The following is a 23968-nucleotide window of genomic DNA, read 5'->3' as shown; positions in this document are numbered from 1 at the left end:
TGAAAAGCTAAAATCTTTTATAAATGAATTGTTATATTGCTGTTAAGATAATATGATGTATTAGAACGCGTATTTTAAAAAACTATATTTACTGAATGAACTTCCTTTCTCATTTTTATTTTGACAGAAACACTACTGATGCAAATATTGTAATCGGAACGGTATTGCCTGATTTGATAAAAAACGCATCAAAGGAAGCCAACTTATATCCTCAAAAAAATGAGTTTTTATTTACCGGAAACCCTGATGAAGAAAATTTGTTAAAAGGATGGAAACGACACCTGGCTGTGGACTTACATTTCCATTCCTCAACATTTTTCCTTGAAAAAACTGCAGAATTAAAACACCTGATTATCCCGGTTTTAGAAAACTCCGTTGTGCGACCATCATTCTTGGCACACATCGGTTTAGAACTTCTGTTGGATCATCTGCTTATAGAACATAATTTAGTTCAAGTAAATAATTTTTATGATAATTTAAGTGCTGTCAAAAAAGATTCACTAAGCGATTTTCTTGAACATTGCCAGCTGAAGAATCCTGAAGTTTTCTTCAAATTTTTAGAACAGTTTATCAGCAGCAAATATCTGTTGAGTTATCAAAAACTCGAAAACATCAGCTATGCCTTAAATAGAATTTGTATGCGTTTGTGGCCAGAAACATTAAAAGATTATCAACTTAACCAATTAACTTTTCAATTGGGTATCTTTAAAGATGTTCTGCAAAAAGATTTTATGGATATTTTTGAAGAAATAGAATTAAAACTGGCTTAAGCATTATTAAACACTTTTAAGCATCCTAGCTTTTTTTATCTTTGCTACATGTCGCTATTTACAATAAAAGAAGAAATGGATGCCCTTGTGGCAGAATTAAACCAGCATAATTACAACTATTATGTATTGGCGATGCCAACAATTGGCGATTTTGAATTTGACAAAAAACTTAAACATCTTGCAGAACTGGAACTTTCAAATCCTGATTTTGCTGATCCGAATTCTCCTACGCAACGTGTTGGAGGCGATATAACAAAAAATTTCACAACTGTACAACATAAATACCCAATGCTATCATTGGGTAATACGTATAACGAACAGGATTTACGTGATTTTGACGAGCGTATTAAGAAAGCAATTGGTGATAATTTCGAATACGTTTGCGAATTAAAATTTGATGGCTTATCCATCAGCCTTACATATGAAAACGGTAAACTTTTAAGCGCCGTAACCCGCGGCGATGGAACAAAAGGCGATGATGTAACCAGTAATGTAAAAACCATTCACACCATTCCTCACCAAATCAAAACAAATAATGCTCCAGCGCATTTCGAAATTAGAGGAGAAATATTTATGCATAAAGCTGCTTTCTTAAGGCTAAATGCGGCTCGTGAAGAATTGGGGGAGATTGCGTACGCTAATCCGCGTAATTTTGCATCGGGAACTATAAAAATGCAAGATAGTAAAGAAGTTGCTAAACGCCCTTTAGATGGGTTTATCTACTTCTTATATACTGATAAAAATGAATTCAAAAATCATTGGGACAGCTTAAACGCTGTAAAAAATTGGGGGTTCCATGTTTGCGAGCATAATAAACTGGTAAAAAACATCGATGATGTTTTGGATTTTATTCACCACTGGGAAAACGAACGCTTTAAACTGAGTTACGATATTGATGGAATTGTAATTAAAGTAAATAGTTATGCGCAACAGCAGGAACTTGGCTTCACTGCCAAATCACCACGTTGGGCAATATCATATAAATATAAGGCCGCAGAAGTTGAAACCATTCTAGAAAAGGTTACCTATCAGGTTGGCAGAACAGGCGCCGTAACACCTGTCGCAAATTTAAAACCTGTTTTACTCGCCGGAACAACTGTAAAAAGAGCGACATTACATAATGCTAATGAAATTGAGAGATTAAATTTGCACGAAGGAGATACCGTTTTTGTAGAAAAAGGCGGCGAAATTATTCCTAAAATAATTAAAGTTAATTTAGAAAAGCGCAAACCAAATTCGGTCAAAGTTAATTACCTGCATAGCTGCCCGGAGTGCGGAACGGAACTTATCAGAAAAGAAGGAGAAGCTGTGCATTACTGTCCTAATGATGAAGGTTGTCCACCGCAAATTGTCGGGAAAATTCAGCATTTTATTTCTCGCAAAGCGATGAATATTGATGGATTGGGTGATGAAACCATAGAAACATTTTACAAAAATGGACTGGTTAGCCACATCAGTGATTTGTACACCTTAAACGAAAAAGCAGCGCAATTAAAATCACTTGATAGATTTGGAGAACGTTCCATTGAAAACATGCTAAATGGAATCGAAAAGTCTAAACAGATGCCTTTCGAGAAAGTATTATTTGGTTTGGGAATCCGTTATGTTGGCGAAACAGTTGCTAAAAAAATTGTTGCAGGTGTTAAAAACATCGACAAGTTAGCGAGTGCAACATTAGAAGAATTAATTGCGATAGATGAAATAGGACAACGTATTGCAGAAAGTATTGTTGAATATTTTGCAAATCAAGCGCATTTGAAGCAAATAGAATTATTAAAAATTGCCGGATTAGCCTTCGAAATTGAGGAAAAAGTAATAACGCTTGATAGCGATACACTTATTGGAAAAACATTCGTAATTTCGGGCGTTTTCGAAAATTTCAGTCGCGATGAGCTTAAAGACTTAATTGAAGCCAACGGCGGAAAGATTTTAAGTGGTATTTCAGGCAAACTTGATTATTTAGTTGCCGGCGATAACATGGGACCATCAAAGCTTGAAAAAGCAACTAAATTAAAAGTTCCAATCATCAGTGATAAAGAATTGATTGAAATGCTAGCAAAATAGACGGTAACGTTAAAATATTAATTATTATGAGACATATCCTAAACGGGGATTTATAGAAAAAAACACATAGGCAAAAAACGCCTGTGATATTAAAAAACAATTATTTACATAATGAACAAATTTCAGGGTACTGGTGTGGCTTTAGTTACACCTTTTAACACAGATGGACAAGTTGATTACAATGGTTTAAAAAACCTGATTAATCATTTGGTAGATGGAGGGGTTGATTACCTCGTTTCTTTAGGCACAACCGGCGAAACTGCCACAATGACTAAGGATGAAAAGAAGAAGGTGTGGTCTTTTACCGCTGAAATTAACAATAACAGATTACCATTAGTTGCCGGTATTGGCGGCAACAACACACTTGAGGTTGCTGATGATATAAAATCTTTCGATACAACCGGATATTCGGCAATTTTATCTGTTAGTCCTTATTATAATAAACCCACTCAGGAAGGTATTTATCAGCATTATAAACATTTAGCTGAAATTTCTCCATTGGATCTAATTTTATACAATGTTCCTGGCCGTACCATGAGCAATATGAGCCCGGAAACCACTTGCAGATTAGCACATGATTTTAAAAATATTATCGCAACTAAAGAAGCATCGGGAAGTTTTGACCAGTTTAACCAGATAATGAGAGATAAACCCGAAGATTTTTTATTGATTTCTGGCGATGATCCCATTACCTTACCAATGATAGCTTTAGGTGCCAGTGGAATTATTTCTGTTATTGCAAACGCTGTACCTAAACCATTCACTGATATGGTTAATTTATGTCTGAATGCTGATTTTAAGGCCGCTAGACCAGCGCATCTAAACCTTGTAGAATTTACCCGACTTGCTTTTGCAGAAGGAAATCCGGCAGGTATTAAAGCTGCATTAAAACATTTGAATATTTGCGGCGATGCTGTGAGATTGCCTTTAGTAAACGCATCTGCTGGGTTAGAAAAACTAATTATTGCCGAGCTTGAAAAAATAAATCAAGTGGCTTAAGTTTAATATATCAAAGGCTTCCATAATACAATGGAAGCCTTTGTAATTTTGGCTAACAGCTTTTCTTAAAAGACCTACTTAAATAACATTGGCGTAAATTCAGATAAATAGTCACGCCAATTTGCCCAAGTATGGCCACCCTCACTTTCTTTGTATTGATATTGAAATCCCATTACATCGAGCTTATTACGATAATCGGTTACATTTTTATATAAAAAATCGGTTTTACCAATTGCAACCCAATAAAGCTTAAAGCCATTTTTCTTCTGAGCCTGAAGTTTTGAATCTAAATCTTTATAGATTGAACTATTTGCACTTGCTGGAGGCAATATTGCTGGAGAAAATAATCCTACATAACCAAACGTTTTAGCGTAATTTGCCGAAATCCAAAGCGAATGGAAGCCGCCCATCGATAAACCTGCTATCGCTCTATCATTCTGAGTTTTTCCTGTACGGTAATTTTTCTCTGTAAAATCAATTATTTCTTTAAAATAAGATTCCATATCGCCGTTAAATACATCCGGAGTCATCATTATTGGTTTATAAAGTCCTTTTGATGATTCGCCTGGAGCAGCTGTATTACTGGTATGGCCATTAGTCATAACAACAATCATCGGCTTTGCCTTTCCAGCGGCAATAAGGTTATCCAAAATCTGTGATGCCCTGCCAAGTTGCATCCAAGCTTCTTCGTCGCCCCCAACACCATGCAATAAATATAAAACAGGGTAATTTCCTTTCGAAGATTCATAACCTGGTGGCGTATAAACTGTAAGTCTTCTGTTCGTTTTTAATCCAGCTGATTCATACCAACGTTTAGCAACCGTTCCATGAGGTACATCTTTAACCATATATAAATCTGCCTTGCCGCCACCAACTAAAAATACATTTACAACAGAAGATACATCTCGGATAAGGTAAACATTATTCGGATCTCGTATTTTCAATCCATCAACAATAAAACTATAGCTGTAAAGCTCTGAAGGTAAAATGGAAGAAGTGAAAGACCAGATGCTATTTGCTCCAAGTTTCATAGCTTCTACAGCTGGCGCATTTCCCTTAGCGACCAGAAAATCACCTTGTATCTCAACTTTTTTAGCATTTGGAGCCTTAAGCCTGAAAGTAAATGAACCATCATTATTGGTTTGTGGCGATATAATTTCCTTCTGACGGCCAAAATTTAGATTCTCCTGAGCGTAAATTACTCGGGTGCTAAACAGCATTATAAGTAAAGCTATTTTTTTCATAATTGGAATATTGACTTTGCTTAAAGTTATGAATTTATAAACTTAAAAAACCGTACATATTAAAAGGACAATACTCATCAATTAAAGCATTAAAATAGAGAAATAACTAAACTCATTGACGTGTAAATAAAAATCACCAAGTATTTAAAACTGATAATCAGATACTTAATTTAAAGTTTAGCCTGTAATTGTCCCCAATGCATTATCAAAGTATTAAAGCATAAATTAGGCATTATTATTGATTTGCGCTTGATACACACAAATTAAACACACATGAAAAAACTACTATTTATCTGCCTAATGGCAGTTGTGGCTTGGGGCTGCAAATCAGTTTCGTATTATGAGCCCAGGTTTACAATCGGGATGTCTGAAACCGATTTCAAACAAGAAAATCCAAAATCATTGTTAGTATCATCTGCTGATGATAATACCAAAATTTACAGAACAACTTATAATGGCTGGAGACCAGTTCCTGAGCCTTACTCTTTCTTTTACTTCCACAACGGTAAATTAACGAAATTTGTAAAGTCTGATAGGCTCGACGATTACAAGTTTATGCAATAATAAATAGGCCTCACAATTTTTATTGTGAGGCCTATTTATTATATTATTAGTTCGCTTAAGCTTTGTTTTTAGTATCCTGTACTTCTAAACGGATAGCTTGTGCTAAGTTTTTTAAATCCTGCATACCTTTACGTACACGTGTACCTGCTGCGCTGTTACCTTTGTTATAGAACTTGTCTGCGTCAGCTTCTAAAGCTGCAACTAAACTCTTTACTTCTTCAAATTTTTTCATTTTTAAATGCTCCTGTAATTTTAGGTTTTTAGTTTTAATTTAATTTGTATGTCTAATTTAACGTGTTTAATTAAATAAAAAAATTTTTATCTAAAGAAAAAAAGTGCTCTGAAGCCCTTTTTTTCCACATTTTGAGCATTTATACACAAAAACATGTAACATATTTAATATAATCGTCTAAATATCAGAATATTACAAAATACCTGAAATAAAAAATGCCCTTTAAACTAAATTAAAGGGCATAAAATATTCTAAATTTGTTTAAGCAATAGCGAATTGATTTTCCTTATAATAGCCGTTTTCCAATTTCTCAGAAACTTCGCTAAAAGCATCTAATGTACGTTGCACATCTTCAAGTGTATGTACTGCCGTTGGAATTAAGCGCAGTTCTATCATACCTTTAGGAATAACCGGATAAACCACAATAGAGCAGAAGATACTATAATTCTGACGTAAATCGAAAGTAATTGCAGTTGCATCACTTAACTCTCCTTTTAAGAAAACCGGTGTTACTACAGAATCTGTTACACCTAAATCAAAACCACGCTCACGCAAACCTTTTTGCAAGGTCATTGCAATTTCCCAAAGTTTATCTTTTAACTCTGGTTTGCTTTTAAGTAATTCTAAGCGTTTTAATAATCCAATTACCATCGGCATTGGCAATGCTTTGGCAAAAGTTTGAGAACGCATATTGTATCTCAAAAAGTTTGTAATTTCTTCTGTTGATGCAACGAAAGCACCAATACCAGCCATCGATTTCGCAAAAGTACCGAAATAAACATCAATGCCTTCAATACAATCTTGCGCTTCGTGTGTACCTGCTCCGGTTTTTCCCATGGTACCAAAACCATGTGCATCATCAACCAGGATTCTGAAATCGAAATCTTTCTTTAAATCAACAATCTCCTTTAATTTACCCTGTGCACCACTCATTCCAAAAACACCTTCGGTAATTAAAAGAATACCGCCACCCGATTCGTTGGTTAATTTGGTCGCACGCTCTAATTGTTTTCTTGCACTCTCGATATCATTATGCTTGTACACAAATCTTTTACCCATGTGCAAACGTAAACCGTCAATAATACAAGCATGAGATTCTGCATCGTAAACAATAACATCGTTTCTATCTACCAAAGTATCGATAATAGAAACCATACCCTGATAGCCATAATTTAATAAAAAGGCATCAGGTTTGCCCACAAATGCAGCAAGTTCTTGCTCTAATTGTTCATGATATTTTGAGTTACCACTCATCATACGTGCACCCATAGGGTAAGCCATTCCAAATTGTGCCGCAGCTTCTTCATCTGCTTTTCTAACTTCAGGATGATTGGCTAAACCTAAATAATTGTTTAGGCTCCAAACCAAATGTTCTTTTCCTTTAAATTGCATGTGTGGTGCAATTTCTCCCTCCAATTTTGGGAAAGAGAAATACCCATGAGACCATTTTTGGTGCTGACCAAGAGGCCCCATGTGTTTTGCTATCTTCTCAAATATATCCAATGTATTATGTATTATTATAGTATTAAAATTTTGCGAATTTACGGTTTATTCGGCTTAAAATCAACTCATTTCATCCGCAGGATGTCAATTATCAATTTAACATTTTTATCTTACGCCAAAAAGGCCCCGATATATCGGAGCCTTAAATTATATTTTGATTAGATTAATCAACGTTATCGTGCAAGAATGAGTTGTTAGGTCTGATTTCTGTACCGCCATCCTGGTCGTTGCTTAATGTAAAGCGACTAACCTGAGATTCTGATGAATGTTGAACTTGCTGCAATTGCATTTGTTTGCGTTTGTAAGCAGGTTCATTTTCCAATTCCTGTAAACCATTTGTGGTACGAAGTTTCATGCTTAAATCTTTTAAACGCATAATGCGCTCTTTCGATTTTTTAAGTTGCTCTTCAACTGATTCATCATTTTGATTATCATCCAAACCAACAACCGGCAACTCTGGCTCTGGTTCGGGCATTTGCGGCACTTCAGCAACAGGCGTTTCGAAAACGTATTCTGTTTCAGCCAATTTTATTTCAAACTCGAAACCTTGCTCTGCAGGTGCTTCAGCTTGTGGTTCTTCTTCAATTAAAGTATGACGAACAATTTCGTTTTCAGGCTCCTGATATTTCGGTACCTCAGCTTTATTAAACATTCCCCCAAACAAATCAGCTTGTGGAGCTTCTTCTTTTAATTTCATTACAGGCTCAGCTACCGGGGCAGCTTTAGGCTGAATAAATGAATTAACCGGTTCAACAGGACGAACCAATGGCGCTTCTTCCGGTGTTAATAAAGAGATTTTCTTTTTGTTCTTCTCTTCATAAACACGCTCCTCTGATGTTTGGAAACCTGTAGCTATAATCGTTACCGATAACTTTTCTTCTAAAGTTTCATCGGTACAATTACCCCAAATTAAATCTGCTGATAAACCAGCTTTTTCCTGAATGTAATCTGTAATTATTGAAACTTCATCCATTGTTACCTCACGTGCACCAGAACTGATATTCAATAAAATATATCGGGCACCTTCAATTTCATTATCTTTTAAAAGAGGTGATGCTAAAGCACCTTCAACAGCTTGTAAAGCTCTGTCTTCCCCTTCTGATGCATGGCTACCCATGATTGCTACACCGCTTTCTTTCATAACGGTACGCACATCTTTAAAATCGACGTTTATATAACCCGGAACAGTAATAATCTCAGCAATACCTTTAGCGGCAGTTGTTAAGATATCATCTGCCTGACCAAAGGCTGAACCTAAGGTAAGGTTTCCGAAAATTTCACGTAACCTGTCATTCGAAATTACAAGGTAAGAATCAACGTACTTTTTAAGTTCTTCCAAACCTTCATCAGCCTGTAATCTTCTACGTTTGCCTTCGAAAGAAAATGGAGTAGTAATTATAGCAACTGTTAAAATATCAAGTTCTTTTGCTGCTTTCGCAATTATCGGACTTGCACCAGTACCTGTACCACCGCCCATTCCTGCTGTTATAAACAACATTTTGGTTGTGCTGCCAAGCATAGCCTTAATATCATCAATATTCTCAATTGCTGAGTTTTTACCAACTTCAGGAATTGATCCTGCACCCATCCCTTCGGTTAAGCTAGCACCTAATTGTACCTTGTTAGGTATAGGGCTAGACTCCAAAGCCTGGGCATCCGTATTACAAATAATAAAGTCTACACCTGTTATTCCCGACAGGTACATATGGTTTACTGCGTTGCCGCCACCGCCACCAACACCAATTACTTTGATGATTGACGACTTATCTTTTAACATTTCGAACTGCATAATATTATGAATCAGTTGTTTAAAATTTTTTAAATTCTGTTCATTACTCCATGTAATATTAACACTTTTTCAACAGACGTTTTCCACAACTGTTCATAATGTGGAAAACTCTTTATTTGTTGAAAAGATTAACCTTTCAAGTAATCTTCATCGCTAACATCCATATCATCCTGGATGAAAATTTTAGTTTTTGCAAGTAACTTATCAAATAAACCTGGTCCACGCTTTTCTTTTTCTTTAACAGGTTTTGATTTATCTACGATAACAGTACCTTTTCTGATTTCTATCTCTTGCTCTTCCGCTCTTTGAATACCTTTTATCAATAAACCAACACTGGTTGCATACATCGGGCTTTTTAAATCATCATAAATGGTTTTCGGCATATCTTCGTATTTAGATAAATGCTCGTTAGGATAACCAATGCGGCAATCTAAACCGGTAACATATTCTACAGCCTGAGATAAATGCTTAAGCAAAGCCCCACCACCAGTAATTACAATACCACCAATTAATTTTTTCTCATAGCCTGATGATTTGATTTCGTAATAAACGTGCTCGATGATTTCTTCCATCCTAGCCTGAATTACATAAGCAAGGTTTTTAACAGAAATTTCTTTTGGCTCTCTACCTCTTAAACCCGGAACGCAAATAATTTCGTTTTCCTTGTTTTCTTCTGCCAATGCAGATCCAAAGCGAGTTTTTAAAAGCTCAGCCTGGTTACGCATTACTGAACATCCTTCTCTAATATCTTCTGTAACGCTATTACCTCCGAAAGGTATAACAGCAGTATGACGAATAATCCCCTCGTGAAAAATCGCAATATCTGTTGTACCACCACCAATATCTACAAGTGCAATTCCAGCTTCCTTTTCTTCATCGCTCAACACCGATTCTGAAGAAGCCAATGGCTCAAGAATTAAATCCTGAGTTTGCAAGGCTGCATTATTTACACATTTTATAATGTTTTTAACCGCCGTTACCTGACCCGAAATAATGTGGAAGTTAGCCTCGAGGCGTACTCCGGCCATCCCGATCGGGTCTTTAATCCCAGGCTCATTATCAATTGTAAATTCTTGTGGTAAAACATGAATAATTTCTTCGCCCGGAGGCATAACCAGCTTAAACATGTCATCAATTAACTTGTCGATATCTTTTTTACCGATTTCGTTATTTAATTCCCTTCTGGTTAAGATACCACGGTGCTGCAAACTTTTAATGTGCTGCCCTGCAATACCAACGTTTACAACCTGAATTTCTACATTCGATTGCCCGCTGGCGATTTCAACTGCCTGCATAATACCCTGCACGGTTTTCTGAATATTAGAAACCACACCCCTTGTTACACCTGCTGATTCGGCCTTGCCGATTCCTAATACTTCAATTTTACCATGCTGTGTTCTGCGGCCTACAATAACACAAATTTTTGTAGTACCGATATCCAGGCCAACTACAATTGGAGACTGACTAGTAAGTTTTGCCTTGTCCATATTCGTTAATTTTGTTGAGTTATATATAATGTTCTTCTTAGGGATCTATTTGTTCTTTTTATCTTTTTTCTGATTTGCATCAGTTTTTGGTTTTGTGCTCGTAATTGCTTTTGCATCTGCAGGCTTTTTAGGTTCTGCTTTTTTCACCTCGGGCTTAGTAACAGCTTTTGGCTTCTCTTTTTCAGGCTCTTTTTTGGCTACCGTTTTTGCCGGCTCAGGTTTTGCAACTTTCGGCTTCGAGGCGTTCACAGTTTGTTTCTGATCATCGGTCCGTTCGTCAGCTTCACCTGCCAGTGATTTACCAATTGCCACTCTCACTAAAGAATCCGTTACCTTTCTACTTAAGCTTAAACTATCTACAGCTGTTAGCTTTTTAGGTTGTTTTGCAATTAATGACGAATCTCGCTTCTCGCATACAATTTGATTCGTATATTTTATATTAATGGTGCGGTAAGTTTCCCAACCCACCTGTGGCATTGCCTTTTTGTAAAAAACCAATAGGTTCTTCATTTTTTTATCAAGCGAATCTGCATTTCCAAGTATTATTCGTTGGTTACCAACTCTTGGAATTAACTCAATATCATTTTTAGAATCAACCGTAATTTGTTCAATTTGATTATCCCAAAGTGTATCTCTTTTAAAATATTGAGCAGTTTTGTACAAATCTCTCGCCATTTGGGTTCTCAAAGTATCAACTCTTGTTCCAAATACTTCCTGGATATTGCCTGTAGCAACAAGCACATTGGCTGTAAAGTTTGGAGAAATTGGCATTTTTAACCCATCATTATCAATATAAAAATCTTGCCCGCTAGAATTTAAAATCCTCAAGATTGGCTGACGCTGTTTTATCTCTATATTCAGTACACCATCCATATCTACAAAAACCTTGGCAAAGCCGATATAAGGATTAGCCTGAAGTTTCTTTTCTATTTGATGGATATTTATCTGTTCCAAATTCCGGCCAACCAACACGCCTTGGTCTTCTCTCAAAATTTGGTCAACTTCTTCCCTTTCTATAAAATTATCTGCACCGGGAATTAAAATTTTAACATTTGTACACTTAACCGATTGCTTTTTAACGTTGATAAAACTTAAAAGCACAACCACACCTGCCAGACTAACAAGCCAGGCAAACCCAGTAAAAATTGCGCTCCAGTTTATTCTTTTAAACATTGGTTAAAGTATTTCTTAATGGTTCAATTAGGGTATCAATATCTCCTGCGCCAACAGTTAAAATCATCTCTGGCTTTGATTTTTTAATATATTCAACAACTAATTCCTTGTTAATTATCTTTTTGTTGCCTAGGTTTATTTTATCCAACAAAAAGTTTGAATTAATGCCTTCGATCGGTAATTCTCTTGCCGGATAAATATCCAGCAATAAAAGTTCATCGGCTGTGCCCAAAACTTCTGCAAATTCATTAGCAAAATCTCTTGTTCTTGTAAATAAGTGTGGCTGAAAAATAACGGTAAGTTTTTTCTCAGGATATAATTGTCTAACCGCATCAAAACAAGCTTTTAATTCTTCCGGATGGTGTGCGTAATCATCAATATAAATCTGATTACCATCATTTACGATATATTCAAAACGACGTTTCACGCCCTTAAAGTTTGCAACAGCTGCTTTAATCTTTTCAGCATCTATACCAAGCTTTAACGCAATAGCAATGGCAACAGTTGTGTTGGCAACATTGTGCTTTCCAGGAAGCATTAAGCTCAAATCTTTAATGCTGCAAGAATCGTCCGAATAATTAAAAACAAATTTTGAACCTTCCACCCTTAAATTTTCAGCTTTCGCTGAAGCTGTATTACTTACCGCATAGCTGATGCTTTTTTCTAAAGGCAGACCCTCATGGGCAAATAAAACGCCGTTTTCTTTAAGCTGCCCTGCAAATAAATGGAAGGACTCTTCTAAATGACTTTTATCGCCATAAATATCTAAGTGGTCGGCATCCATGGAAGTAATAACCGCAACATCAGGATGCAACGTAAGAAAAGATCTATCGTATTCATCAGCCTCCACAACAACCACATTGTTTTCGCCGAACAATACATTACTATTGTAATTACTAGTGATGCCGCCTAAGAAGGCTGTACAATCGTAACCAGTATCTTTTAAAATATGTGCAACTATTGATGAGGTAGTGGTTTTGCCATGCGTGCCCGCAACGGCAATACAAAACATGCCTTTGCTGATAATGCCTAATACTTCTGAACGTTTTTTCAGACTAAAACCCTTATCAATAAAATGGTTTAAAATTTTGGAGCTTTTAGGAATTGCTGGTGTGTAAACCACTAAGCTATCATCGTGCTTATCCAGAAATACACAAGGCAAAGCCGATGCCTCATCCAAATAAGAAATCAGAATACCTTCTCGCTCTAGTGTTTCGGTAAGCTTGGTTCTGGTTTTATCGTAACCGCAAACCACCAAGCCACGTTTAGCAAAATAGCGGGCAAGCGCACTCATACCGATACCACCGATACCCACGAAATAAACCCTAGTTATTTTACTTAGTTCCATATTTTGATTTACGATTTTAGAATTACGATTTACGATCTGCTATTCCCTTTAAATTTTTACTCCTTAATCCTTGTTCTTTGCTCCTTTATGCTTATTCTTATCTAATCAATTTCAACACCTCATTAGCAATAATTTCATCTGCCATTGGAAGCGCCATTTTACCTATATTTTCTGCAAGCGTTTCGCTGTGCGATTTATCATCAAGCAACTTTAACGCTTCTGTTACTAAAATGTCTTCAGCAGCGCGATCGTTAATGAGCATTGCTGCATTATTTTTAACTAGCGCTAAAGCATTTTTAGTTTGATGATCTTCTGCCACATTAGGAGAAGGCACCAGAATAACTGGTTTTCTTATCATACAAAGCTCTGCAATTGTGCCTGCACCTGCCCTGCTAATAATTACATCAGCGGCAGCGTAAGCCAAATCCATTTTATTTAAAAATTCTAATATTCTCACGTTCGGATGGTAATCTATCCCTAAACGTTCGATAATGCCTTTATAATAAAATTTACCTGTTTGCCAGATAATTTGAACATCCTGCTTTAAGATTTCTGGCAGATGTTTTTCTATTGCCTTATTTAATGTTCCGGCACCCAAACTTCCGCCGGTTACTAGTATTGTTTTTTTCTGAGGATCAAGCTTTAAAAGCTCTGCACCTGAGAAATGTTTCCCTTTAATATCAACAACTTCTCCCCTTACCGGATTACCGGTTTTCAAAATTCTGTTAGCCGGGAAGAAAGCGTCCATATCATCAAAAGCCACACAAATCTTTGAAGCTTTTTTTCCCAGCCATTTGTTTGTTATGCCTGCGTACGAGTTTTGCTCTTGTATCAAATAAGGAATGCCCTTTAATGATGCGGCATATAATAAAGGTCCGGATGCGTAACCTCCAACACCTACTACCGCATCTGGCTTAAAATCGTTAATCAATTGCATCGCTTTGCGAACACTTCCCATCACTTTAAATGGTAATGCAAGGTTTTTTACAATTGAACCGCGTTGAATACCACTGATGTTTAAGCCAATAATTTTATATCCGGCAGCAGGAACTTTTTCCATTTCCATCCGACCGATTGCACCCACAAATAAAATTTCACAAGCAGGCATAATGCGTTTTAGTGCATTGGCAATGGCGACGGCGGGAAAAATATGCCCGCCTGTGCCACCTCCTGATATGATAATTTTTGGGGAATTATTCATCTTAATTAATTTGATAATTTATTCATTAGCTAATTGGCTAATGCATGTTGTTATATTCTGATTCATTATCTAATTAGCTCATCCTCACATCAGCTAATTCCTTTAAGCCATCGCAGGTATCTCTCCAACAATAACCTTATTACTCACTTTTGCTTTTTCGCCGGTAGTTTTGCCGGCTACATTTTCCTCAACATCACGACTCACACTTAAAATAATTCCAAAAGCCACACTGGTAAATATCATCGATGTACCACCCATGCTAACCAATGGAAGCGGAACTCCGGTCACCGGACCTAAGCCAACTGCAACCGCCATATTTGCAAAAGCCTGAATGGTTAAACTAAAACTCAGCCCTGCGGCCAGCAATGCACCAAATGCCTTGGGCGCCCGGGTTACAATTTTTATACACCGGTACAAAAGCACCAGGTAAAGCATCATAATCACAATTCCCCCTAACGTTCCCCATTCTTCAATAATAATGGCAAAAATAAAATCGGAATAAGGGTGTGGAAGGAAATTACGCTGTGTGCTATTACCTGGTCCTTTACCAAAAACGCCGCCGGTTGCCAAGGCAATCTTTGCCTGGTCGGCTTGAAAACTTTTATCAGAATGTACAAGTTCAGGGTGCAAAAAGGTTCTGATACGTGATTTATAGGTTTCACTTCTCGGGCCTAAAAACCCTACCAATAGCAGCAATACTAAACCGCCTGCACAAACAATTGAAATTTGTTTAATGCTAATTCTTCCAATAATCAACAGCAAAATACTTACGCCAAACAGCATCAAAGCCGTAGACATATTTGCCAATGCAATTAATACAAACACCGAACAAACAGAAGCCATAATCGGGATAAAGGATTCTCTCAAATCTTTAATATTTTCCTGCTTCTTGGTTAACATCCTCGCCAAAAAAGTTATCAACGCCAGTTTAGCCAAATCGGATGTTTGAAAGGTTAAACCAATTACCGGGATTTTAACCCAGCGGGATGCATCATTTAAGTTTGTTCCAAATATTAGAGTATAAAGCAATAATGGTATGGTAACAATCATTAAAATTTTAGATATTCCTGCATAATACCTGTAATCAAGCAAGTGGGAAATGTAAATCATCCCGATACCCATCATTACAAAAATAAAGTGCTTAAATAGGAACAGTTTTTCCACTGCCTCACCTCTTTTATAGGCCAAAGTTCCGGTAGCGCTGTAAACAGCCATTACCGATATAAGCGATAGCAAGATGATGATTAACCAAATCCATCTATCTCCTTTTGTTTTATTAAGTAGAGTTTGCAACATTTTGTTAACCTCCTTCTATAATTCTTTTACTGCCGCTTTAAACTGATTTCCGCGGTCTTCATAATTTTTAAACAAATCGAAACTTGCACAAGCAGGCGATAGCAAAACTGCATCGCCACGTTTTGCTAAATGAAAAGCAATTTGTGTTGCTTCTTCAGCAGAAAAAGTATTTACAATTACTTCTACATCATCTTCAAAAGCATCATGAATACGTTTGTTATCTTTCCCTAAACACACAATTGCTTTAACCTTGCTTTTAACCAAATCCTTAAGCATGCCATAATCATTGCCTTTATCAACACCACCCATTATTAAAACCACATCAGTAGTCATGCTTTCTAAAGCATACCATGTTGAATTCACATTGGTCGCTTTACTATCGTTGATAAAATCAATTCCAGAAATTTTGGCTACATGCTCGAGCCTATGTTCAATATTTTTGAAATTACCCATACTCTCACGAATAGAATCATTTCTTAACTCTAAAACTTTAGCAACAATGCCCGAAGCCATAGAGTTGTAAATGTTGTGCTTGCCTTGTAAGGCTAATTCTGTAATAGACATGATAAGTTCGTTATTTGGTTCAATGTGTATGTGTATTGTATCGTTCTCTAAATCTGCTCCCTCTTCTACTTTTCTAACTATTGAGAAGGGATATGTTTTTGCCTGTGGCTTTATATTTTGCAATGCTTTCAAGCTTTCTTCATCATCCGCACAATAGATAAATGTATCGTTAACGGTTTGATTCTGAATGATGCGCATTTTTGATGCAGCATAGTTTTCAAGCTTATAATCGTATCTATCTAAATGGTCTGGTGTGATGTTTAGTAGAACTGCCACATCTGCTTTGAAAGCAAACATATCATCAAGCATAAAGCTTGATATCTCCAGAACGAACCAATCGAAGTTTTCATCAGCCACTTGCGCAGCAAAACTCTGACCGATGTTACCTGCAAGACCAACGTTTAATCCGGCCTTTTTTAAAATATGAAAGGTGAGTAAACTGGTTGTTGATTTCCCATTCGAACCAGTAATACAAACCGTTTTAGCACTTGTATAGCGTTTAGCAAATTCAATTTCAGAAATTACAGGAATACCCAATTCAACCAATTTTTTAATAATAGGCGCTGTTGATGGAATACCTGGGCTTTTAATTACTTCAGTTGCATTTAAGATAAGTTCTTCTGTGTGTTTTTCAGATTCAAACGCTACAGACAGCTTTTCCAGCGCCAATTTATATTTATCAGCAATCACACCGAAATCGGAAACAAAAACATCAAAACCTTTTTGCTGCGCCAATTTTGCTGCGCCAACACCACTCTCGCCTGCACCCAAAATTACAACACGGCCCTGCCCTGCCATTTCTGACTGACTATTGGAAGTTGTATTTTGATTTGTATTCATTTTGTTTCTTTATTCGATTATCGTTGTTCTTTCTGCGTTTATTGTTCTTTTGCTAACCTATTAACCAATAATACTTTAGCTTTTAAGAATCTTTACGCTTTGTTGCTTATCCTTATTCTATCTATCTTAATTTCAAGGTTACAATCGTCATAATGGCGAGCATAATTCCTATAATCCAAAATCGGGTAACAATTTTGGCTTCGTGATAACCTTTCTTTTGGTAGTGATGATGCAGTGGCGACATCAGGAAAATCCTTCGCCCTTCGCCAAATTTCTTTTTGGTGTATTTGAAATAGGAAACCTGCATAATCACCGATACCAATTCAATCAAAAACACACCGCATAAAATCGGAATCAATAATTCTTTACGAATCATAATGGCGAACGAAGCAATAATTCCACCGATGGCTAAACTTCCGGTATCGCCCATAAAAACCTGCGCCGGATAGGAATTATACCACAGAAAACCTACACAGGCACCTACAAAAGCACCGGCAAAAATCATCAATTCACCAGAATTCGGGATGTACATGATGTTCAGATAATCCGCAAAGCCCGTATTACCAGAAACATAAGCCAAAATGCCAAGTGTTGTCCCAATTACCGCTGATGTTCCCGTTGCAAGCCCATCAATACCATCCGTGATATTTGCGCCATTTGAAACGGCCGTAATAATGAATACCGTAAAGACAAGAAATACCAAAAACGCATATTTTTCATAACCAGTACCTAAAAACTTAAGTACTTTTGCGTAATCAAATTCATTATTTTTGTAAAATGGAATATTGGTTTTGGTTGATTTAACATCCTGTGTATAATAGAAAGTTTCTCCTTTTTGACGTAAAACCATTGGGACCGATGAAGTATTTTTTACATCATCTTTAACTGTTTGGCGAACTACAATATTTGGGTGAAAATACATGGTACAACCCACTATAATACCTAGACCTACTTGTCCAACAACTTTAAATCTTCCCGCTAAACCTTCTTTATTCTTTTTAAAAACCTTGATATAATCGTCTAAAAAGCCAATTGCGCCCATCCAAACGGTGGTGATAATCATTAGGATTACATATACGTTAGCGATGTTTGCAAACAAAAGTGTCGGAATTAAAATACCAAGCAAAATGATGATACCACCCATTGTCGGCGTACCTTGTTTTTGCATTTGTCCTTCTAATCCTAAATTCCTAACAGTTTCGCCAACTTGTTTTTTATGCAGGTAATCAATTAATCTACGTCCGTAAACTGTTGTGATGATTAGAGATAAAATGATAGAAACAGATGCACGGAAAGTGATGTACTGGAACAACCTTAATCCAGGTATGTCGTAATGCTTATGCAGGTATTCGAATAATAAATATAACATTAGCTGCGAGGGTTTAATTGTTCAAGTAAAATTTCCTTATCATCAAAATGGTTGCGTACACCATTTATTTCCTGATACTTTTCGTGTCCTTTTCCAGCGATTAAGATAATATCTCCCCTCCCGGCCAAGTGGCAAGCTGTTTTTATGGCTTCTCTTCTATCCAAGATGGATAAAGTTTTACGTTTATTGCTTGGCGAAACACCAGCTTCCATATCATCAATAATGCTTTGCGGGTTTTCGGTGCGTGGATTATCAGAGGTAAGAATAACCTTATCGCTCCAATCGCAAGCAACCTGAGCCATTATCGGGCGCTTGGTTTTATCTCTATCGCCACCACAACCTAAAACGGTAATCACTTGCTCATTTCCTTTTCGGATATCGGCAATCGTGTTCAATACATTTTGTACTGCATCTGGTGTATGGGCATAATCTACAATGCCAATAATCTTATCATCAGAAACGATGTAATCAAAACGACCTTCAGCACCTGTTAAACGGCTTAATAAAGTAAGTACCTTCAATTTATCCTGCTCTAGCAAAATTGCCGTTCCATAAACGGCCAGCAGATTATAGGCGTTAAAAGAGCCAATTAATTTGAAATAAACATCCTCATTATCGATATCTAAATGCAAACCCGCGAAGCCGTTCTCTATAATTTTCGCCTTGAAATCTGCAAGTTGCTTTAAGGCATAGGTTTTCTTGTAGGCCTTTGTATTTTGCAACATCACCATGCCGTTTTTATCATCGGTGTTGGTTAATGCAAAAGCCGATTTCGGCAGTAAGTCAAAGAATGTTTTCTTCGCTTTTAAATAAGCATCGAATGTTTTATGAAAATCTAAATGATCGTGTGTAAGGTTAGAAAACACACCACCTGAAAAAGTTAAGCCTTCAATTCTGTGTTGAGAAACGGCATGCGAACTTACTTCCATAAAACAGTAATCGCAGCCTGCAACTACCATATCCTTAAGCAACGCATTTAATGCAATCGGATTTGGTGTAGTGTGCGTCGCAGCTATAGCGGTATCGTTTACAAAATTTTCTACGGTAGATATCAATCCGGTTTTATAACCTAAATCTTTAAAAAGTTTATATAAGATGGTGGCAATAGTTGTTTTACCATTCGTTCCGGTAATACCAACAAGCTTAAGTTCTTTTGATGGATTACCATAAAAATTGCCGGCCATGATACCCAATGCAACTGATGTATTATCAACCTTAATATAGGTTACATTATAATCTTCGATTTCTGGTAAGTTTTCGCAAATAATTACAGCAGCACCTTGTTCTACCGTTTGGTTTATATATAAATGACCATCTGCTGCTGTCCCTACAACTGCAAAAAACACGTCGTCTTTACTTACTTTACGCGAATCAAAATTAAGTGCATTGATTTCCCTATCGGTTTTACCAACCAATTCTTTAATCGTTACACCATACAATAAATCCTGTAATTGCATATATTTTTTAATTTTGAATGCGTGAATTTTGATTCAGAGAATGTTTACTAGTCGCCAAATCACTCTCTAATTATATAATTCAGCCATTCTCTAATCTATTTTCAATCTAACTGTATATCTACCAATAAACCTTTACCTACCTTAACTCCGGCCTGAACAGATTGTCTGATAACTTTTCCAGAACCTGATACTCTTGTTTTCAATCCAGCATTGCCTAAAAGATAAAGGGCATCTTTTAAGCCCATCCCTGATACATTCGGCATTACACCTTTTCGTTCATTATTTTCCTGAAAAATCGTTCCTGCGCTGGTATCAATCGTATTGTAATATTCAGATTTGGAAGCAAAAAGTGGTTTGAATCCAAATGCTTTGTAAACTTTCTGTGTGGCTTTACTTTGTCCGGATTTTGTTGGCGGATTGCCAGTATTGCCCACTAAAGTGGTAGGCACATCATTATACATCTGCATATCGCTTGCATAAATTCTGTCAGCAATTTCTCTGAAAACCGGACCTGAAACCAATGCACCATAGTAAGCACCTTTTGGATCATTAATTACTACAATCATAGAATATTTCGGTTTATCAGCGGGAAAATAACCTACAAATGAAGCTTGATATTGTCTGTTTGCCTTATAACCTTTGTTTGCATCAGCAACCTGTGCAGTACCCGTTTTACCTGCAATTTTATAAAGTGGGTTGTAAACGATTTGCTTTCCGCTACCTTCAGTTACTACACCTTCAAGCATTTTTCTCATTTTACTTAAGGTAACATCAGAACAAATTTTCTCGTTAATAACCCGGGCTTTAAATTGCTCAACTGGATTTCCTAATCTTCTAATCTCCTTTACAAAAATTGGCGCAATATATTTACCGTTGTTCGCTACCGCATTGTAGAATGTGAGCATCTTTAATGGCGTAAGTTGCATTTCATAACCGTAAGCCATTTGTGGCAAAGTCATTTTTCCCCAACTTTTGTTTGATGGGTTTTTAACCACCGGCTTTGCTTCACCTGGAATTTGAAGTTGCAACATCTCATTCAAATGCCAATCATATAAATGATCGGTAAATTTCTTAGGATTTTCCCGATATGCATTGTTCACCATCGATGCAATTGCAGCATTTGAAGATTGTTCAAAAGCTTTCTTAACCGTAACCACACCAATACTTCCATGCGAATCCTTTATCATGTGACCGGGAATTTGGTAATTACCAGTTGCAACCATCGTATTGGTGTCAACCTTTTCATCTTCAAGCAAAGCCATATAAGAGGCTAACTTAAAAGTTGAACCAGGATCTTGATTACCTGCAATTGCGTAATTAAATTTCTCTTTGTAAACACCTTCTTCAACTTTAGAAAAATTTGCTACAGCCCTGATTTCTCCGGTTTCAACCTCCATAACAATTACCGCTCCGTGGTCTGCTTTACTTTTAATCAATTGTTTTTCTAAAGCACTTTGCGCCAAATCCTGCATGTTAATGTCGATGGTAGAAATGATATCTGCACCATCTTTAGGCGCAACTTCTTCCTCATCGTTCACTGGTACATAAACCCCACCAGCAATTCTCTGCATTAATCTTCTACCGGTTTCTCCGTTAATATATTGATTATACGCACCTTCTAAACCGACACCATTTTTAACATTTGCATTTTTATAACCAATTGTACGAGCAGCAAGTGCTTTGAAAGGTAAAATGCGCTTGTTCTGTTGTACAGCAATTAAACCACCACTAAATTTTCCAATGTTATAAAGTGGAAATGTTCTTATCATTTTTAAATCTGAATAACCAACTTTACGATGGATAAGCAAATAACGGGCACTGTCAGCACGGCCCTTGCGAAGTATTCTTGAATACTCCTTTGGTGTTTTGTCCTGAAAAATTCCAGCAAGTTTCATCCCTAAAGAATCAACCTTCTCATTAAAAATTTTGTCATCAGCAATACCACCAGCAAACATATCCATGCGCAATTCGTATTCTGGAACCGAAGTGGCCAATAAACTGCCATCGTTAGAATAGATGTTACCACGAGTAGCCTCAACGGGTAAATATTTTGTAGAAAGGCTATCTGCCATAGCTTTCCACTTATGCCCCTGTACAAATTGCACCTGACCAAGGCGTAAAACTACCGCCAAAGCAAAAAGCACAATTAAGCCAAATGCCAGATATACACGAAGCAGTATGTTTGCTCTAATATTCATCGCTTTTAACAATTATTTTTTTTGGAGGTTCTATTAATTCTTTTATCCCAAGCGTATCAACCTTTTTGGCCACTTCAGTTAGTTTGCTTTTAAACATTAACTCGGCTTTCATCGATTTATACTCCCATCTCAATTCTTTTACTTCTTTATTTAACTTATCTATTTTTCGAACGTTATTTACCGCAAAATGGCTGTTAGCGATATATACCATCCCTAAAAATGCCAGAAAACACAGAAACGGCAATGCATCTGTAGCCGCTTCTTTTGATATTACACCCTCTATAAAAAACTTACCGATAAAGGTATCTGCAAACTTTTTCTCATCCTCAGATTTTACCCTTTCAGATTTAACCTTTTCCGATTTAAGTTTTAATTCGGGTACAGGTCCTAATTCTTCGTCTTCTAAATCTTCCCTGAACCTGTTCATATTTTTTCTGCTATTCTTAACTTTGCACTTCTTGCCCGATTATTTAAGGCAATTTCTTCGTCAGTTGCAACGATTGCTTTTCTTGTAATTACATTAAAAGGCTTCTGCTGGTTACCGAAAAAATCCTTTTCTACCTCGCCCTGAAATTTACCTTTTGCCATAAAATTTTTAACCGGCCTGTCTTCAAGCGAATGATAAGACATCACCACCAAATGACCGCCTGGTTTTAAAACTTCTGCAGCTTGTTGAAGGAAGCTTTCAAGCACCTGGATTTCGGCGTTTACTTCAATTCTTAAAGCCTGGAATACCTGCGCTAAATATTTATTTTCTTTTCCCTTGGGGATGTAAGCGGAAATTGCAGATTTAAAACTATCAATATCTGTAAAAGGCGCATCTAAGCGGGAAGTTACAATTGCTCTAGCCAGCGACTTTGCATTTTTTACCTCGCCATATATTCCGAAAATCTTATGTAGCTTATCTTCAGAATAGGTATTTAAAACTTCAGCCGCTGTTAACTGCCCATGTTTATCCATACGCATGTCTAAATCAGCATTAAAGCGGATAGAAAAACCACGTTCAGGAATATCAAACTGATGAGAAGAAACCCCCAAATCAGCCAGAATACCATCAACCTGTTTAAAACCTTTTAAGCGAAGGTTATTTTTAAGGAAGCCAAAATTTTGGTCGATAAAAATTAAACGATCATCGGCAGGAATATTTGCCTGAGCATCAACATCTTGATCAAAAGCAATCAGTCTTCCATTTTTACCCAGATGTTTTAAAATTTCTTTAGAGTGACCACCTCCACCAAAAGTAACATCTACATAAACGCCATCGGGCTTGATATTTAAACCATCGATACAAGGCTGCAACATAACAGGCACATGGTAATTATGCTCCATCAGCACCTCCTGTCTTTGGAACCATCACTTTTTGCGCTAATGCAGCAAAATTTTCAGGAATATTATCAAAACTATCTTCGTAAGATTTTTTATCCCAAACCTCAACTTTGTCAAGTTGACAAGCCAGAACGATATCATTACCTAAACCAGCATATTCTGCAAGAGATTTCGGAATTAATACTCGGCCAGCAGCATCAAGGGTAATTTCAGTCGCACCACGGGTAAGGGCTCGAACAAACAACCTGTTTTCAGCATCGTAAGGGTTTAATTTACTTACTTCAGCCACAACATCATTCCAAACAGATTTTGGATAGATAACCAGGTTTTTTTCAAAACCACGGTTAATAATAAAACCTTCCTTTTCACTTTCAGGCAATTGTTTCTTAAGCGCAGCAGGTACCATAAGGCGTCCCTTTGCGTCAAGTTTACAATCAAATTCTCCTAAAAGTTGGGGCATAATGGTATTTACACTTTTTATGTAGTGTAAAAGTAAAGAGTTCTACCACTTTTTACCACTTTTTACCACAAAAAAGTTTTCCAC

At 36.7% G+C, this 23968-nt stretch carries 20 protein-coding genes; 4 read left to right on the top strand and 16 right to left on the bottom strand.

The window, feature by feature from the left end; all coding sequences use genetic code 11:
* Positions 1-95 precede the first annotated feature (95 nt).
* The 3 genes from QWY86_RS06320 (at position 96) to dapA (ending at position 3833) form a co-directional block, all read left to right on the top strand.
* Positions 96-770, top strand: coding sequence for an ACP phosphodiesterase (locus QWY86_RS06320; RefSeq protein ID WP_290239912.1), 675 nt, complete (start codon positions 96-98; stop codon positions 768-770).
* Between the two features lie 48 nt (positions 771-818).
* Positions 819-2834 carry an NAD-dependent DNA ligase LigA gene (gene ligA, locus QWY86_RS06315; protein WP_290239910.1) on the top strand — a complete coding sequence of 672 codons (2016 nt, stop codon included), beginning with the start codon at positions 819-821 and terminating at the stop codon, positions 2832-2834.
* A 111-nt stretch (positions 2835-2945) separates the two neighbouring features.
* Entirely contained in the window at positions 2946-3833 is an 888-nt protein-coding gene (gene dapA / locus QWY86_RS06310; protein ID WP_290239908.1) for a 4-hydroxy-tetrahydrodipicolinate synthase, read from the top strand.
* 74 nt (positions 3834-3907) lie between these two features.
* Here dapA and QWY86_RS06305 read toward each other — a convergent pair whose 3' ends face one another.
* The gene (locus tag QWY86_RS06305) at positions 3908-5077 is read right to left on the bottom strand and encodes an alpha/beta hydrolase (protein ID WP_290239906.1); all 1170 of its coding nucleotides are present in this window, start codon (positions 5075-5077) and stop codon (positions 3908-3910) included.
* A 273-nt stretch (positions 5078-5350) separates the two neighbouring features.
* Between QWY86_RS06305 and QWY86_RS06300 the strand changes: the two genes are divergently transcribed.
* Entirely contained in the window at positions 5351-5641 is a 291-nt protein-coding gene (locus tag QWY86_RS06300; protein WP_290239904.1) for a hypothetical protein, read from the top strand.
* A gap of 55 nt (positions 5642-5696) precedes the next feature.
* Here QWY86_RS06300 and QWY86_RS06295 read toward each other — a convergent pair whose 3' ends face one another.
* The 15 genes from QWY86_RS06295 to mraZ form a co-directional block, all read right to left on the bottom strand.
* Positions 5697-5873 carry a BF3379 family histone-like protein gene (locus QWY86_RS06295; protein WP_010602932.1) on the bottom strand — a complete coding sequence of 59 codons (177 nt, stop codon included), beginning with the start codon at positions 5871-5873 and terminating at the stop codon, positions 5697-5699.
* A gap of 261 nt (positions 5874-6134) precedes the next feature.
* On the bottom strand, positions 6135-7376 hold the full coding sequence (locus QWY86_RS06290) for an aminotransferase class I/II-fold pyridoxal phosphate-dependent enzyme (RefSeq protein WP_290239891.1): 1242 nt from the start codon (positions 7374-7376) through the stop codon (positions 6135-6137).
* A 163-nt stretch (positions 7377-7539) separates the two neighbouring features.
* Complete coding sequence (ftsZ, locus tag QWY86_RS06285) at positions 7540-9165, bottom strand: cell division protein FtsZ (RefSeq protein ID WP_290239888.1); 1626 nt, start codon at positions 9163-9165, stop codon at positions 7540-7542.
* A gap of 128 nt (positions 9166-9293) precedes the next feature.
* Entirely contained in the window at positions 9294-10652 is a 1359-nt protein-coding gene (gene ftsA / locus QWY86_RS06280) for a cell division protein FtsA (protein ID WP_290239886.1), read from the bottom strand.
* A gap of 45 nt (positions 10653-10697) precedes the next feature.
* On the bottom strand, positions 10698-11825 hold the full coding sequence (locus tag QWY86_RS06275; protein ID WP_290239884.1) for a cell division protein FtsQ/DivIB: 1128 nt from the start codon (positions 11823-11825) through the stop codon (positions 10698-10700).
* Entirely contained in the window at positions 11818-13173 is a 1356-nt protein-coding gene (gene murC / locus QWY86_RS06270; RefSeq protein WP_290239882.1) for a UDP-N-acetylmuramate--L-alanine ligase, read from the bottom strand. Before murC ends, QWY86_RS06275 begins: the two co-directional genes overlap by 8 nt.
* 97 nt (positions 13174-13270) lie before the next feature.
* The gene (murG, locus tag QWY86_RS06265; protein WP_290239880.1) at positions 13271-14374 is read right to left on the bottom strand and encodes an undecaprenyldiphospho-muramoylpentapeptide beta-N-acetylglucosaminyltransferase; all 1104 of its coding nucleotides are present in this window, start codon (positions 14372-14374) and stop codon (positions 13271-13273) included.
* 102 nt (positions 14375-14476) lie between these two features.
* On the bottom strand, positions 14477-15670 hold the full coding sequence (locus QWY86_RS06260) for an FtsW/RodA/SpoVE family cell cycle protein (RefSeq protein WP_290239878.1): 1194 nt from the start codon (positions 15668-15670) through the stop codon (positions 14477-14479).
* Positions 15671-15685: 15 nt separating this feature from the next.
* The gene (gene murD, locus QWY86_RS06255; protein ID WP_290239875.1) at positions 15686-17074 is read right to left on the bottom strand and encodes a UDP-N-acetylmuramoyl-L-alanine--D-glutamate ligase; all 1389 of its coding nucleotides are present in this window, start codon (positions 17072-17074) and stop codon (positions 15686-15688) included.
* Between the two features lie 121 nt (positions 17075-17195).
* Complete coding sequence (mraY, locus tag QWY86_RS06250) at positions 17196-18443, bottom strand: phospho-N-acetylmuramoyl-pentapeptide-transferase (protein WP_290239873.1); 1248 nt, start codon at positions 18441-18443, stop codon at positions 17196-17198.
* Positions 18443-19900, bottom strand: a complete 1458-nt coding sequence (locus tag QWY86_RS06245) for a UDP-N-acetylmuramoyl-L-alanyl-D-glutamate--2,6-diaminopimelate ligase (RefSeq protein ID WP_290239871.1) — start codon at positions 19898-19900, stop codon at positions 18443-18445. The genes mraY and QWY86_RS06245 overlap by 1 nt, the downstream gene beginning before the upstream one ends.
* A 101-nt stretch (positions 19901-20001) precedes the next feature.
* On the bottom strand, positions 20002-22098 hold the full coding sequence (locus QWY86_RS06240) for a penicillin-binding protein (RefSeq protein WP_290239869.1): 2097 nt from the start codon (positions 22096-22098) through the stop codon (positions 20002-20004).
* Positions 22088-22525, bottom strand: coding sequence for an FtsL-like putative cell division protein (locus QWY86_RS06235; protein ID WP_290239867.1), 438 nt, complete (start codon positions 22523-22525; stop codon positions 22088-22090). Before QWY86_RS06235 ends, QWY86_RS06240 begins: the two co-directional genes overlap by 11 nt.
* Entirely contained in the window at positions 22522-23427 is a 906-nt protein-coding gene (gene rsmH / locus QWY86_RS06230) for a 16S rRNA (cytosine(1402)-N(4))-methyltransferase RsmH (RefSeq protein ID WP_290239865.1), read from the bottom strand. Before rsmH ends, QWY86_RS06235 begins: the two co-directional genes overlap by 4 nt.
* Positions 23417-23884 (bottom strand): division/cell wall cluster transcriptional repressor MraZ, encoded by a 468-nt coding sequence (gene mraZ, locus QWY86_RS06225; RefSeq protein ID WP_290239863.1) that lies wholly within the window; start codon positions 23882-23884, stop codon positions 23417-23419. Before mraZ ends, rsmH begins: the two co-directional genes overlap by 11 nt.
* Positions 23885-23968: the final 84 nt, after the last annotated feature.

Source organism: Pedobacter aquatilis (assembly GCF_030409415.1).
Lineage (GTDB): Bacteria > Bacteroidota > Bacteroidia > Sphingobacteriales > Sphingobacteriaceae > Pedobacter > Pedobacter aquatilis.
The sequence above is the reverse complement of the archived record's forward strand: the minus strand, read 5'-3'. Positions and strand labels throughout refer to the sequence as shown.

What these genes read in the sequence shown, in the direction of transcription:
- murC (WP_290239882.1), bottom strand. Translation starts at nt 13,173, where the DNA reads ATGGAACTAAGTAAAATAACTAGGGTTTATTTCGTGGGTATCGGTGGT.
- ligA (WP_290239910.1), top strand. Translation starts at nt 819, where the DNA reads ATGTCGCTATTTACAATAAAAGAAGAAATGGATGCCCTTGTGGCAGAA.
- mraZ (WP_290239863.1), bottom strand. Translation starts at nt 23,884, where the DNA reads ATGCCCCAACTTTTAGGAGAATTTGATTGTAAACTTGACGCAAAGGGA.
- QWY86_RS06245 (WP_290239871.1), bottom strand. Translation starts at nt 19,900, where the DNA reads ATGCAATTACAGGATTTATTGTATGGTGTAACGATTAAAGAATTGGTT.
- murG (WP_290239880.1), bottom strand. Translation starts at nt 14,374, where the DNA reads ATGAATAATTCCCCAAAAATTATCATATCAGGAGGTGGCACAGGCGGG.
- rsmH (WP_290239865.1), bottom strand. Translation starts at nt 23,427, where the DNA reads ATGGAGCATAATTACCATGTGCCTGTTATGTTGCAGCCTTGTATCGAT.
- QWY86_RS06275 (WP_290239884.1), bottom strand. Translation starts at nt 11,825, where the DNA reads ATGTTTAAAAGAATAAACTGGAGCGCAATTTTTACTGGGTTTGCCTGG.
- ftsZ (WP_290239888.1), bottom strand. Translation starts at nt 9,165, where the DNA reads ATGCAGTTCGAAATGTTAAAAGATAAGTCGTCAATCATCAAAGTAATT.
- murD (WP_290239875.1), bottom strand. Translation starts at nt 17,074, where the DNA reads ATGAATACAAATCAAAATACAACTTCCAATAGTCAGTCAGAAATGGCA.
- QWY86_RS06260 (WP_290239878.1), bottom strand. Translation starts at nt 15,670, where the DNA reads ATGTTGCAAACTCTACTTAATAAAACAAAAGGAGATAGATGGATTTGG.
- QWY86_RS06240 (WP_290239869.1), bottom strand. Translation starts at nt 22,098, where the DNA reads ATGAATATTAGAGCAAACATACTGCTTCGTGTATATCTGGCATTTGGC.
- dapA (WP_290239908.1), top strand. Translation starts at nt 2,946, where the DNA reads ATGAACAAATTTCAGGGTACTGGTGTGGCTTTAGTTACACCTTTTAAC.
- QWY86_RS06300 (WP_290239904.1), top strand. Translation starts at nt 5,351, where the DNA reads ATGAAAAAACTACTATTTATCTGCCTAATGGCAGTTGTGGCTTGGGGC.
- QWY86_RS06295 (WP_010602932.1), bottom strand. Translation starts at nt 5,873, where the DNA reads ATGAAAAAATTTGAAGAAGTAAAGAGTTTAGTTGCAGCTTTAGAAGCT.
- QWY86_RS06320 (WP_290239912.1), top strand. Translation starts at nt 96, where the DNA reads ATGAACTTCCTTTCTCATTTTTATTTTGACAGAAACACTACTGATGCA.
- QWY86_RS06305 (WP_290239906.1), bottom strand. Translation starts at nt 5,077, where the DNA reads ATGAAAAAAATAGCTTTACTTATAATGCTGTTTAGCACCCGAGTAATT.
- QWY86_RS06235 (WP_290239867.1), bottom strand. Translation starts at nt 22,525, where the DNA reads ATGAACAGGTTCAGGGAAGATTTAGAAGACGAAGAATTAGGACCTGTA.
- ftsA (WP_290239886.1), bottom strand. Translation starts at nt 10,652, where the DNA reads ATGGACAAGGCAAAACTTACTAGTCAGTCTCCAATTGTAGTTGGCCTG.
- mraY (WP_290239873.1), bottom strand. Translation starts at nt 18,443, where the DNA reads ATGTTATATTTATTATTCGAATACCTGCATAAGCATTACGACATACCT.